This window comes from Povalibacter sp., assembly GCF_036735925.1.
In the GTDB taxonomy this organism is placed as follows: Bacteria; Pseudomonadota; Gammaproteobacteria; order Steroidobacterales; family Steroidobacteraceae; genus Steroidobacter.
The window spans coordinates 22,160-34,769 of sequence record NZ_DAINNK010000059.1; the positions used below are offsets into that span (position 1 = coordinate 22,160).

Sequence of the window (12,610 nt, forward strand, 5' to 3'; positions counted from 1 at the left end):
TGCGGGTTACGGTGCCAGATGTCGTGCAATGTCGTTGTAGAAAGCCAGCGACATCATGAGGATCAGCACGGCGATGCCGATCTGCTGGCCGAACAGTTGTGCTCGCTCTGAGACAGGCTTGCCTTTCACCAGTTCCGCGAGCTGATAAACAATCTGCCCGCCGTCGAGGACGGGGATGGGCAGCAGGTTCAGCACGCCCAGGCTGATGCTGATCAGCGCCAGGGTGCTGAAGAAAGTCCGCCAGCCCTGTCGCGCCGCGAAACCCGTTGTTTCGGCAATGGCGATCGGACCGGACAGATTCTTGAGCGACACGTCGCCGGTCACGATCCGGCCGACGATCTTGAGCGTGAAGACCGACATGTCCCAGGTCTTTTCGGCGGCCTTGCCGACGGCGTCCAGCGCGCCGTACTTCTGCACCGCAAGCATGTCCTCGCGCTTGATATTGCTGTCGAGGATCCTGCCGCTGGGTGCAACGCCGATGCGCCCGATGGACTGGCCGTTCTCGATCGACTCGCCGATCGTCACCGGCAGTTCCAGCGTCTGTCCGTTCCGCTCCACGGTGAACGTGATCTGCTGGTTCGCATTGGGTTTGATCAGTTGCACCAGTTGCTGGAAATCGCTCACTTCCTGTTGGCCGATACGGACAATCCGGTCGCCGACCGCGAGCCCTGCCCTGGCGGCGGCTTCGCCCTCGCTCAGCTCGCCGACGTCGGCCGCGACGCGCGGGCGCCAGAAGTCGAAACCCAGCCCCGGCAACATGGTGTCGGCCTGCGTCAGCTGACGGCGCTTCTCGCCCGTCTGCATGGTCACGTCGCGTTCGCTGCCGTCGATGCCGCGCACGCGCATGACGATGGTGCCGTCGTCGATGAGGTCGTCGAGCGTGCCGAGCATCGCCGACTCCAGCGTCTCCACCGGCTTGCCGTTGACGGCGAGAATCGTGTCTTCGTATTTCAGGCCCGCCTTCGCCGCAATCGATTCGACCGTGACGTCGCCGACGATCGGCTTCAGCGTCGGCTGTCCCGCGGTGAACAGCACCCAGTACATCGCCACTGCAAAGATGAGATTGAACGCCGGGCCGGCCAGCAGCACCGCGATGCGTTTCCATACCGGCGCGCGGTTGAAGGACCGATGCGCCTCGCTCGCAGGCACATTGCCTTCGCGCTCATCCAGCAGCTTCACGTAGCCGCCGAGCGGGATCGCGGCGATGACGTATTCGACCTGGTCCTTGCCGGCGATGCGCTGCCACAGCGGCTTGCCGAAGCCGATCGAGAATCGCAGCACCTTGATGCCGAGGCGGCGCGCCACCCAGAAATGACCGAATTCATGAACCGCGACGAGGATGCCGATCGCGACGATGAACGTGAGGATGGCAGTGAGGATCTCTGCCGGGCTGTCGGTGGAAATCATGCACACACTCCCGCGGCCGGCCCGGCGAGTCCGAGGCGCGCCTGCGCCTGCGAGCGGGCCCAGCCGTCCGCTGCCATGACATCCTGCAGGGATGTCACTGAACGCACGTCGTGCTGCGACAGGATCTGGTCGATGATGGCCGGGATCTCCACGAAGGCCAGCTGTCCGCTCAGAAAAGCGCTGACAGCCACTTCATTCGCTGCATTGAGCACCGCTGGCGCGGTCCCTCCCGCCTCGGCAGCGCGTCGCGCCAGCACCAGACATGGAAATTTCTCCAGGTCGGGCGCTTCGAAATCGAGCCGTCCGGCCCGCACGATGTCGAGCGATTCTACACCGGAGGCTATGCGCTGCGGCCAGCCGAGCGCATGGGCGATGGGCACGCGCATGTCGGGGTTTCCCAGCTGCGCGAGCATCGATCCGTCGCAGTACTCGACCAGGGAATGGACGATGCTCTGCGGATGGACGACGACCTCGACCTGCGCCGGCGGCAGATTGAACAGCAGGCAGGCCTCGATCAGCTCGAGTCCCTTGTTCATCAGGGTGGCGGAATCCACCGAAATCTTTCGCCCCATCACCCAGCGCGGATGCGCACAGGCCTGGTCGGGCGTGACGCCTCGCAGTGCATCACGGGCCGTCCGCAGGAATGGGCCGCCCGATGCGGTCAGCACGACGCGATTCACGCCCGCACTGCGCACGCCAGCACGGGTGTCCGAGGGCAGGCATTGAAAAATGGCGTTGTGCTCGCTGTCGACCGGCACGAGCGTCGCGCCGCCCTGCCGCACGGCTTCCATGAACAGCGGGCCCGACATCACGAGCGCTTCCTTGTTCGCGAGCAGGATCTTCTTGCCCGCGCGTGCGGCGGCGAGGCTCGATTTCAGACCGGCCGCACCGACGATCCCGGCCATCACGACATCGATGCGTTCGTGAGAAGCGACTTCGCAAAGCGCGTCTTCTCCCGATAGAACCCGGGTTGCGACGCCCGCCTCACGCAGCTCCTGCTCGAGCTTCGCTGCAGCGGCCGCAGATGCCAGCACCGCCAGCTCCGGACGATGCCGGATGCATTGCTCCCGCAGCCGGACGCTGTTGCTGTGGGCCGTCAACGCGACCACCGAGTAGCGATCGGGATGTCTCGCCACGACATCGAGCGTGCTGACGCCGATGCTGCCCGTCGAGCCGAGCACCGCGACACGTGTGCGCTGCGTGCTCATGCCAGCAGTCCCAGGAGTTCGAGACTGACGAGGAACACGGGCGCCGCTGCAGTCACGCTGTCGACGCGATCGAGTACGCCGCCGTGGCCCGGCAGCAGACTGCCGCTGTCCTTCAATCCTGCGTGCCGCTTGAACAGGCTTTCGGTCAGGTCGCCGACGATCGAAGCGACTACGACGAGCGCGCACACCGCAAGAAACGGCAGCGCATCGACCTTGAACCAGGCGACCCCGACGAACGCCATCAATGCAGCGGCGACGAATCCGCCGAATACCCCTTCCCAGGTCTTGCCGGGACTGACTTTCGGCGCCAGCTTGTGGCGACCGAACTGGCGACCGCCGAAATACGCGCCCACATCCGCCGCGACGACGAGCAGCAGCACGAACAGGACGAGGTTGGGATCGCGCTCGTGCAGCGCGACCAACGCCACCCACGCCGGCACCAGCACGGCGAATCCGGCGAGTACGCCGAGTGCGCGACTCATGCGGGTCGGCAGGAAAACGATCCAGAAAAAGGCAAACAGCCACCAGAGGATCGCTGCGTTCAGGATCCAGGCGTTGAATGCGCCAGCGGAGAACCAGCACACAGCCAGCGCAGCCCCGATCGCGACCACATAGGCGCTTCGCGCCGGCACGGACGCAAACCCGGGGAATGCCGCCCATTCCCACGCGCCCGCCAGCACGAGCAGCGCGAACACCGCCATCGTGACCGGATGCGGCACCCACAGAATCACCAGCAGCGCGAGCGGCGCGAGCAGCAAGGCCGTAATGATTCGCTGCCGCAGCATCAGCGCGACTCGACCTGTCCCGGCGCCAGCCCGAAACGTCGCTGCCGGCCGGCAAAGTAATCGAGCGCCGCACCCAGTTCTTCGTCGCCGAAATCAGGCCAGAGCGTGTCGCAGAAATACAGCTCGGTGTACGCGAGATTCCAGAGCAGGAAATTACTGATGCGCTGTTCGCCGCCAGTGCGGATGAAGAGATCGGGATCGGGTAGTCCCGCCAGGGCCACGCAACCGCTCAGCGATGCTTCATCGATATCGTCGACACGCAATTCGCCCGACACGCAGCGTCTCGCGAGTTCGCGCGCCGCGACGGAAATATCCCAGCGGCCGCCGTAGGCAATGGCGATCACGAGCGTCATCCGCGTGTTGTGCGCGGTGAGCGTCTCGGCGGCCTGGATGCGATCGCGCAGCGCCGTCGACAACTGCTCCAGCCGGCCGATGAATCGCAGCCGGATATTGTTCTTGTGCAGGTCGTCGACTTCGTTGTCGAGCGCTTCGAGAAAGCGTCCCATGAGCATGGAGACTTCCTCGCGCGGCCGCTGCCAGTTCTCGCTGGAGAACGCGAACAGCGTCAGCACCTCGACACCGCGCTTCGCGCAGCCTTCGACCGTCTGCTTCACCGCCTTGACGCCCATGCGGTGACCGGCCGGCCGCGGCAGCGCGCGGCGCGCGGCCCAGCGACCGTTGCCGTCCATGATTACCGCCACGTGGCGCGGCAATGCGGACGGAGCCTGTTTCGAACTGACCGCGGAAGGTGGCATTGACTGGGCTTGTCCGGCTCAGACCTGCATCAGTTCTTTTTCTTTTTCGGCCAGGACCTGGTCGATTTCGCCGACGTACTTGTCCGTGAGCTTCTGGATCTCGTCCTGGGCGCGCCGGTCGTCATCCTGGGAAACGAGCTTCTCCTTCAGCAGATCCTTCAGATCGCCCATCACGTCGCGACGCACATTGCGCACGGCCACGCGCGCACTCTCGGCCTCGTGCCGGACGACCTTCGCCAGATCGCGGCGGCGTTCTTCGGTCAGCGGCGGCATCGGCACGCGGATCACGGTGCCGGCGGTGGCAGGCATCAATCCCAGATCGGACTTCATGATGGCCTTCTCGATGGCCTGCACCATCTGCTTTTCCCACGGCGTCACCGTGATCGTGCGGGCATCTTCCAGCGCGACATTGGCGACCTGGTTGATCGGCACTTCATTGCCGTAGTACTCGACGCGGATGTGTTCGAGCAGGCTCGGATGGGCACGCCCGGTACGCAGCCGCTTCAGTTCGTTCTTCAGTGCCACAACGCATTTCTGCATGCGCTCGATGGCGTCTTTCTTGATGTCGTCGATCATTGGAATCTCCGTATCGGGCAGTGATGGGCGAACGGCGGCGCGCGGTGCGCGATCCGTCCGCTGCCTCTCAAGGGTTCGTTACCAGCGTGCCGACATCCTCGCCGCGCACGATGCGCATGAGTTCGCCGGGCTTCGTCAGATCGAATACGCGCAGCGGCAGGTTGTTGTCGCGGCACATGACGATCGCCGTGGCATCCATGACATTGAGGCGATCCGTCAGCACCTTGTCGAAGGTCAGGCGCTGATAGCGCGTGGCGCTGGGGTTCTTTTTCGGATCGTCGGAATAAATGCCGTCGACCTTCGTCGCCTTGAGCAACAGGTCGGCGTTGATTTCGATGGCGCGCAGGCTGGCGGCCGTATCGGTGGTGAAGAAGGGATTGCCCGTTCCCGCGGCCAGAATGGTCACCCTGCCCTTTTCGAGGTGCCGCACCGCGCGCCGGCGGATGTATTCCTCGCAGACCTCGTTGATGCGGATGGCCGACATGACCCGCGCATACATGCCGAGCCCTTCGACGGCGTCCTGCAAGGCCAACGAATTCATGACGGTGGCGAGCATGCCCATGTGATCGCCCGTCACCCGGTCCATGCCGGAGCCAGCGAGACCAGCACCGCGGAAAATGTTGCCGCCGCCGATGACGACCGCCACCTGCAGGCCGAGACTCATGACCTCGCGGATCTCGTTGGCGACGCGCTTGAGCATCTTGGGATCAATGCCGTAGTCCTCTTCACCCATCAGGGCTTCGCCCGAGAGCTTGAGAAGAATACGACGCAGGCCCGGACCGGAAGGGAATGGAGTCGTCGACGTTTTGCTGGGTTCGGTCATGTTGCCTGCCTGGAAAACCGTTACGAAAGGGACAGCGGTGAAGATATCCCTGTCAGCGCCGCACTTCCGTCACCCTATTATAGAGAACCCCGCCGTGGCGGGGTTCTCTCGATCGCGATCGCGAGGCTCAGCGGGGTGGCGCCTTGGAGCTTTCCACCTGCTTCCTGACTTCCTCGGCGAAGTCCTCCTGCTTCTTTTCGATGCCGGCGCCGACTTCATAGCGCACGAACGACACGACCTCGGCACCCGCCTGCTTCAGATACTGTTCGACGCTCTGCTTGTCGTCCTTCACGAACGGCTGGCCCAGCAGCGTGATTTCGTTGATCCACTTGCGGGTACGGCCTTCGGCAGCCTTGACGACGATCGCTTCGGGCTTGCCGACCATCTTCGGATCCTGCTTGGTCAGCTCGACGTGGATTTCCTGCTCCTTCTTCAGCAGATCGGCAGGAATCTGGTCGGCCGACACATGCGGCGGATTGATGGCCGCAACATGCATCGCGATGTCCTTCGCCGCCGCCTCGTCACCTTTCTTCAGGGCAACCAGCGCACCGATGCGCGAACCGTGCAGGTAGGAACCCACGATCACGGGTGATTCGACGACATCGAAACGACGCACGCTGATGTTCTCGCCGATCTTGGCGATCAGGGCGCGACGCACTTCATCGAGGCTTGCACCGCTCTCGGACTTTGCGGCCAGCAGCGCATCCAGCGAAGCGGGACGCTCGGCCAGCACGGCCTTTGCCACACTCGTGGCGTACGCCTTGAAGTCATTCTCGCGGGCGACGAAATCCGTTTCGCAGTTCACTTCGACGATTGCGGCGCGCTTCGCATCGGCGGAACGCTCGATCACGATCACGCCTTCGGCGGCGACGCGCGCGGCTTTCTTGTCCGCCTTCGCCAGACCGTTCTTGCGCATCAGCTCGGCGGCTGCATCCAGATCGCCGTTGGTTTCGGTGAGTGCCTTCTTGCACTCCATCATGCCCGCGCCGGTACGCTCGCGGAGCTGCTTTACTGCATCTGCTGTAACGGCCATGAATTACTCCGCTGCAGGGGTCGTCGGAGGCGTGTCGGCTGCAGGCGCCGCCGTCTTGCGGGAGGCCGCACGGCTGGCCATCACGTCGGCGGCACTCGAATCGGAATCGACGTCTTCGAGATCGGCCACGGGTTCAGCTGCGGCTTCATCCTGCGCAGGACGCTTGCGCGCGCCCGCCTTCTTCTTCACGGCTGCAGCCTTGCTGCCGCCACCGCGACGCGCTGCGGGAGCCGCAGCGGCGCCCGTCTTGGGCTTCGGCTTGCCTTCGGCGTCGAGTTCGACGAACTCGTCTTCGCCGGTCGGCACTTCAGGCAGCGAGGACTTGCCGTCGATCACTGCATCGGCGATGCCGGCGCCGTAGAGCTGAATGGCGCGCATCGCATCGTCGTTGCCCGGAATGACGAAATCGACATCTTCCGGCGCGCAGTTCGTATCGACGACCGCAACGACCGGAATGCCGAGCTTCTTTGCTTCGTGGAGCGCAATGCGCTCGTGACCGACGTCGATCACGAACAGCACGTCGGGCAGCGACTCCATGTCCTTGATGCCGCCGAGGCTGCGCTCGAGCTTTTCGCGCTCGCGGCGCAGGCCCTGCGCTTCGCGCTTGCTGTGCTGTTCGAGCGTGCCGTTGGCCGCCATCTCGTCGAGATTGGTGAGGCGCTTGATCGACTGACGCACGGTCTTGAAGTTGGTGAGCATGCCGCCGAGCCAGCGATGGCTCACGTAGGGCATACCGCAGCGGATCGCTTCGGCCTTGATGGCTTCACGGGCCGAGCGCTTGGTGCCGACGAACAGCACCTTGCCGCCGTCAGCGACAACCTGACGAATGAAACCCGCTGCCTCGTTGTACATCGGCAGGGTTTTTTCGAGGTTGATGATGTGGATTCGATTACGCTCCCCGAAGATGTACTGGGCCATCTTGGGGTTCCAGAAGCGGGTCTGGTGTCCGAAATGAACACCCGCTTCCAGCATCTGTCGCATGGACATGCCGGGCATGAGCAAACTCCTTGGGGGTTGAGCCTCCACTGGTCCCATACGACGACCTGGTTTCCCAGGCACCCCGTCGCACGTGTCGGCCAGTGTGAGAAGTGGTTAAAGACGGATTCGTTGCCAAAAAAGCGCGCGCTTTATACCATAAACTCAATGATTGGCCACAGGTTTTTTCCCGGAAATTTGCCTCTCTCGCACGCAGCCGATTTCCGAACCTGACGCTTCCATCCGGCGCTTCCGCCCGCATACTGACCACCCCTGAACGCCGCCCGTGTTCGCCGGGAGTCGGTCATGCGCGGGCGAGCGGTTTCCCTGACTCAACAGACATTCCAGCTATGCAGGCCACGATCAAAACCCCGGCAGAACAAGCCTCTATGCGCGAGGTCGGCCGTCTCGCCGCCGACGTCCTGGACATGATCGGCCCCCACGTCGTGGCCGGCGTGACCACGGACGAACTAAATGAGCGCTGCCACAACTACATCGTGGATGTGCAGCGCGCCATCCCCGCCCCGCTGAACTACCGCGGCTTTCCCAAATCGATCTGCACCTCGGTCAACCACGTGGTCTGCCATGGCATCCCGAGCGACCGGCGCCTCAAGCAGGGCGACATCATCAATATCGACGTCACCGTCATCAAGGACGGTTGGCATGGCGACACCAGCCGCATGTTCACCGTGGGCAAGGTCAATCCCGCCGTGCAACGACTGGTGGACGTGACCCGCGAAGCCATGTGGACGGGCATCCGTCAGGTGCGCCCCGGGACGCACCTCGGCGACATCGGCGCCGCGATCCAGGCCATGATCGATCCGCTGCACCTGTCGATCGTGCGCGAATACTGCGGACACGGCATCGGCCGGATCTTTCACGAGGATCCGCAGGTCCTGCACTATCGCCAGCGCGATCCCGGCATCGAACTGGTGCCCGGCATGACCTTCACGATCGAACCCATGATCAACGCAGGCAAGCGCGACGTGAAACTGCTGGCCGACGGCTGGACAGTCGTCACCAAGGACCACTCGCTCTCGGCTCAGTGGGAACACACCGTGCTGGTGACCGACTCGGGATACGAAGTGCTCACGCTGAGCGCGGCCGAGCGCTGAACCCATATAAGAAAACATCCATGCGCGTCGTCACCACCGAAGATATCGAAGACCTCGGCACCGCCACGAGCGATCCGCCGTGGGATTACCTGAGCCCGCTGTCGCACCGCCTGCAGGACAGCGGCACGCCGGACATCGCCGCGTTTCGCGAGGCGCTCACCGAAGGCGACAACCGCCTCAAACAGCGTTTTGCCGATGACGAACCCGTCGAGCGACTGGTGCGCGATCGCGCGCGCCTCGTCGACACCCTGCTGAAAACCGCGTGGAAGCTGCACGTCGGCGATTTCGCGCGCGATGTCGCGCTGATCGCCGTCGGCGGCTACGGCCGCGGCGAGCTGAACCTGTGTTCCGACATCGACATCATGATCCTGCTGCCCAAGAGCGAATCGATGCCGTGGCAGTCGAACCTGGAACGCTTCCTGACCTTCATGTGGGACATCGGCCTCGAAGTGGGCCACAGCGTGCGCACCATCGACGATTGCCAGCGCGAAAGCGCCGCCGACGTCAGCGTCGCCACGACCATGATCGAGGCGCGCCTGCTCACGGGCCCGGAACAGCTCTTCGAAGCGATGCGACGCGCGCTGGCGCCCGAACGCGTCTGGCCGACGCGAGATTTCTTCGAAGCCAAGGTGGCCGAACAGACGGCGCGTCATCACCGCTATCACGACACCGCCTACAACCTCGAACCGAACGTGAAATCGAGCCCGGGCGGCCTGCGCGACATCCAGACCATCGGCTGGGTGGCGAAGCGTCACTTCAATGCCGACTCGCTCGACGAACTGGTCGACCACGGCTTCCTCACCCGCGCCGAACTGCGCAAGCTCAAGACAGCGCAGGCGTTCCTGTGGAAGGTGCGCTTCGCGCTGCACGTGCTGACGAATCGCCGCGAAGACCGGCTGCTGTTCGATCACCAGATCAAGCTGGCGAAGATGTTCGGCTACGAGGACGCGACCTACACGCTCGCCGTCGAACAGTTCATGCAGCGCTATTACCGCACGGCGATGGACGTCGCACTGCTGAACGAAATGCTGCTGCAGCTCTTCCGCGAGGCCATCCTGTCGGATGCGAACGTCACGCCGGTACCCGTGAATCCGCGCTTCCAGATCCGCAGCGACTATGTCGAGATCACCAGCGAGGACGTGTTCGATCGTTATCCGTCCGCGCTGCTCGAACTGTTCGTCGTCATCGAGCAGCATCCGGAGATCCGCGGCGTGCGTGCCGCGACGATCCGCGAGATCACGCGGCATCTGTGGCTGATCGACGAGGAATTCCGCCAGCACCCGCGCAATCACCGGCTGTTCTTCGACATCCTGAGTGCGCCGGTCGGCGTGACGCACGAACTGCGCCGCATGAACCTGTACGGCGTGCTCGGCCGCTACATCCCGGCCTTCGGCCGCATCGTCGGCCGCATGCAGTACGACCTGTTCCATGCCTACACGGTCGATGCGCACACGCTGTTCGTCGTCAGCAATCTGCGGCGCCTGGCGATGCCGAAGTACGACCACGAATTTCCGGCGCTGTCGCGCATCATGCAGTCGTTGCCGAAGCCCGAACTCGCCTATCTCGCCGCGCTGTTCCATGACATCGCGAAGGGCCGCGGCGGCGATCATTCGGAACTCGGCTCCGTCGATGCCGAAGCGTTCTGTCTCGAACAGGGTCTGTCGCGTTACGACGCGCGCCTGGTGGCCTGGCTGGTGCGCAATCACCTGATCCTGTCGGTGACGGCGCAGAAGAAGGACATCAGCGATCCGAAAGTACTGCACGAATTCGCCAAGCACGTCGGCGACCAGAACCATCTCGATTATCTGTACGTGCTGACCGTCTCGGACGTGCGCGGCACCAACCCGAAACTCTGGAACAACTGGAAGGCCTCGCTGTTCTCCGAGTTCTACGAGCGCACCAAGCAGGCACTGCGCCGCGGTCTGGAAAGCCCGATCGATCGCGAGGAGCTGATCGCCGAAACCCAGGCGCATGCCCGCGAACTCATCGGCCGCGCCGGCATTGCGGAAGCGGAAGTCAGCGAAGTGTGGCCGCACCTGACGGACGACTACTTCCTGCGACACACGCCGGAAGAAATCGCCTGGCACACGCGACTGCTGGCGGCCCGCGAACCGGGCGACGATTCGTCGCTGGTTTCCGTGGAGCAGCAGTCCGGACGCGGCGGCACGGCGATCTCCACCTACACGCCGCAGACCCAGCACAGCTTCGCGCGCACCACCGCCCTGCTCGACCAGCTCGGCCTCAACATCGTCGATGCGCGCATCACGCCCACCGGCGACGGTTTCAGCCTCGACGTGTATCACGTGCTCGAAGACACCGGCGCCGAGATCACGGACATGGGCCGCATCCGCGACATCGAACGACATCTCGCACATGAACTCGCCAAGCCCGACGCCGCGACTTTCACGACGGTGACCCGTCGCGCGCCGCGCCAGGTGCGCATGTTCACGACGGCCACCCAGATCACCTTCGTCGACGATCCGGTAAATCAGCGCACGATCATCGAACTGATTGCGGGCGACCGGCCGGGCCTGCTGTCGCAGATCGCCAAGGTCTTCATGAACGAACGCATCGAGATCTACACGTCCAAGATCATGACGGTCGGCGAGCGCGCCGAGGACGTGTTCTACGTGACCGGCGAACGGGGTGCTCCCCTCGATGCCGCGGCACGCGAGCACATCGCTGCGCAGCTCACCGCGGCGCTCGACCGTCGCGAATAAAGGACCCGCATGAATCCGTCGCTGGCGCTGCTGCAGCCCTACCCGTTCGAACGCCTGCGCACTCTGCTCGCCGGCGCACAACCGCCGGCCGATCTGTCGCTGATCGCGCTGCAGATCGGCGAGCCGCGTCACCCGTCGCCACCGTTCGTCCTCAATGCACTGACGAAGGGATTGAACACGCTGGGCAACTATCCGCTGACGCTCGGCCTGCCGGAGTTCCGTCAATCCATTGCCGCGTGGCTCACGCGGCGTTTCCAGCTGCCGGCCGGATCGGTGAATCCCGAGACGATGATCCTGCCAGTCAACGGCACGCGCGAAGCGCTGTTTGCCGTGGTGCAGGCCGTCACCGATCGCAGCAAGGATCCGCTGGTGGTGATGCCGAATCCGTTCTATCAAATCTATGAAGGCGCAGCGCTGCTCGCTGAAGCGCAGCCCTGGTTCATGGGCAACGATCGCGACAACGAGGCATTGCCCGATCTCGATGGCGTACCGCCGGAAATCTGGCACCGCTGCCAGTTGCTGTTCCTGTGCTCGCCGGGCAACCCGACCGGCGCGGTGGCCAGCATCGACTATCTCAAGCGCGCGCTCGAACTCGCGGATCGCTACGACTTCATCGTGGCCTCGGACGAGTGCTACAGCGAAATCTATCTCGACGAGTCGCGGCCGCCGGCGGGTCTGCTGCAGGCAGCCATCGCCGCGGGACACAGCCAGTTCGAACGCTGCCTGGTCTTCCACAGCCTGTCGAAGCGTTCCAGCGTGCCCGGCCTGCGCTCGGGCTTCGTCGCCGGCGACCCGGCAGTGATCAAGCCCTTCCTGCTCTATCGCACGTATCACGGCTGTGCGATGCCGGGCTATGCGCAGCTCGCCAGCATCGCGGCCTGGAACGACGAACAGCACGTAATCGAGAACCGGCGCCTGTATCGCGAAAAATTCGAACGCGTCGTACCGATCCTGAGCGAAGTGCTGGACGTCGACCTGCCCGAAGCCGGCTTCTACCTCTGGCCGCGTGTCGAGAACGACGAGCGCTTCACCCGCGGACTGTTCGAACAGCAGAACGTCACGACGCTGCCCGGCAGCTACATCGCCCGCGAAGGCGCTGCCGGCAATCCCGGCCGAAGCCGCGTGCGCATCTCGCTGGTGGCCAGCGTGCCGGAATGCGTGGAAGCGGCACAGCGCATTCGCACGTTCATGAAGGGGCAGTGACGAGTGATGA

The 12,610-nt window shown here is 64.0% G+C and carries 10 protein-coding genes and 1 pseudogene; 3 read left to right on the plus strand and 8 right to left on the minus strand.

The annotated features are described in order from the left end of the window. Positions 1-6: 6 nt before the first annotated feature. The 8 genes and pseudogenes from rseP to rpsB all read right to left on the minus strand — a co-directional run. Complete coding sequence (gene rseP / locus V7D81_RS16740) at positions 7-1,407, minus strand: RIP metalloprotease RseP (protein ID WP_324318328.1); 1,401 nt, start codon at positions 1,405-1,407, stop codon at positions 7-9. Then, positions 1,404-2,615, minus strand: a complete 1,212-nt coding sequence (gene ispC, locus V7D81_RS16745; RefSeq protein ID WP_324318330.1) for a 1-deoxy-D-xylulose-5-phosphate reductoisomerase — start codon at positions 2,613-2,615, stop codon at positions 1,404-1,406. The genes rseP and ispC overlap by 4 nt, the downstream gene beginning before the upstream one ends. Next, the gene (locus V7D81_RS16750) at positions 2,612-3,400 is read right to left on the minus strand and encodes a phosphatidate cytidylyltransferase (RefSeq protein WP_324318332.1); all 789 of its coding nucleotides are present in this window, start codon (positions 3,398-3,400) and stop codon (positions 2,612-2,614) included. Before V7D81_RS16750 ends, ispC begins: the two co-directional genes overlap by 4 nt. Continuing rightward, complete coding sequence (gene uppS, locus V7D81_RS16755; protein WP_324318334.1) at positions 3,400-4,155, minus strand: polyprenyl diphosphate synthase; 756 nt, start codon at positions 4,153-4,155, stop codon at positions 3,400-3,402. Before uppS ends, V7D81_RS16750 begins: the two co-directional genes overlap by 1 nt. An 18-nt stretch (positions 4,156-4,173) precedes the next feature. After that, entirely contained in the window at positions 4,174-4,731 is a 558-nt protein-coding gene (gene frr / locus V7D81_RS16760; RefSeq protein WP_324318336.1) for a ribosome recycling factor, read from the minus strand. A gap of 67 nt (positions 4,732-4,798) precedes the next feature. Next, positions 4,799-5,554: a UMP kinase gene (gene pyrH, locus V7D81_RS16765; protein WP_324318338.1), complete on the minus strand. Its 756-nt coding sequence runs from the start codon at positions 5,552-5,554 to the stop codon at positions 4,799-4,801. A 127-nt stretch (positions 5,555-5,681) separates the two neighbouring features. Further along, entirely contained in the window at positions 5,682-6,587 is a 906-nt protein-coding gene (tsf, locus tag V7D81_RS16770) for a translation elongation factor Ts (RefSeq protein ID WP_324318340.1), read from the minus strand. 222 nt (positions 6,588-6,809) lie between these two features. Continuing rightward, positions 6,810-7,583 (minus strand): annotated as a pseudogene (gene rpsB, locus V7D81_RS16775) (30S ribosomal protein S2); the annotation flags it as partial. Between the two features lie 329 nt (positions 7,584-7,912). On the opposite strand from rpsB, the gene map reads away from it, so the two are divergent. Genes map through dapC form a run of 3 tightly spaced genes read left to right on the plus strand, consistent with a single transcriptional unit; the run spans position 7,913 to position 12,600 of the window. Then, positions 7,913-8,677 carry a type I methionyl aminopeptidase gene (gene map, locus V7D81_RS16780; RefSeq protein WP_324318342.1) on the plus strand — a complete coding sequence of 255 codons (765 nt, stop codon included), beginning with the start codon at positions 7,913-7,915 and terminating at the stop codon, positions 8,675-8,677. A gap of 20 nt (positions 8,678-8,697) precedes the next feature. Then, positions 8,698-11,397 carry a [protein-PII] uridylyltransferase gene (gene glnD, locus V7D81_RS16785; protein ID WP_324318344.1) on the plus strand — a complete coding sequence of 900 codons (2,700 nt, stop codon included), beginning with the start codon at positions 8,698-8,700 and terminating at the stop codon, positions 11,395-11,397. 9 nt (positions 11,398-11,406) lie between these two features. Continuing rightward, a complete protein-coding gene (dapC, locus tag V7D81_RS16790; protein ID WP_324318346.1) occupies positions 11,407-12,600 on the plus strand; it encodes a succinyldiaminopimelate transaminase in 1,194 nt (397 codons plus the stop codon). Positions 12,601-12,610: the final 10 nt, after the last annotated feature.

Coding starts and splice junctions, on each gene's coding strand:
- map (WP_324318342.1), top strand. CDS start 7,913: ATGCAGGCCACGATCAAAACCCCGGCAGAACAAGCCTCTATGCGCGAG.
- frr (WP_324318336.1), bottom strand. CDS start 4,731: ATGATCGACGACATCAAGAAAGACGCCATCGAGCGCATGCAGAAATGC.
- rseP (WP_324318328.1), bottom strand. CDS start 1,407: ATGATTTCCACCGACAGCCCGGCAGAGATCCTCACTGCCATCCTCACG.
- dapC (WP_324318346.1), top strand. CDS start 11,407: ATGAATCCGTCGCTGGCGCTGCTGCAGCCCTACCCGTTCGAACGCCTG.
- ispC (WP_324318330.1), bottom strand. CDS start 2,615: ATGAGCACGCAGCGCACACGTGTCGCGGTGCTCGGCTCGACGGGCAGC.
- glnD (WP_324318344.1), top strand. CDS start 8,698: ATGCGCGTCGTCACCACCGAAGATATCGAAGACCTCGGCACCGCCACG.
- pyrH (WP_324318338.1), bottom strand. CDS start 5,554: ATGACCGAACCCAGCAAAACGTCGACGACTCCATTCCCTTCCGGTCCG.
- uppS (WP_324318334.1), bottom strand. CDS start 4,155: ATGCCACCTTCCGCGGTCAGTTCGAAACAGGCTCCGTCCGCATTGCCG.
- V7D81_RS16750 (WP_324318332.1), bottom strand. CDS start 3,400: ATGCTGCGGCAGCGAATCATTACGGCCTTGCTGCTCGCGCCGCTCGCG.
- tsf (WP_324318340.1), bottom strand. CDS start 6,587: ATGGCCGTTACAGCAGATGCAGTAAAGCAGCTCCGCGAGCGTACCGGC.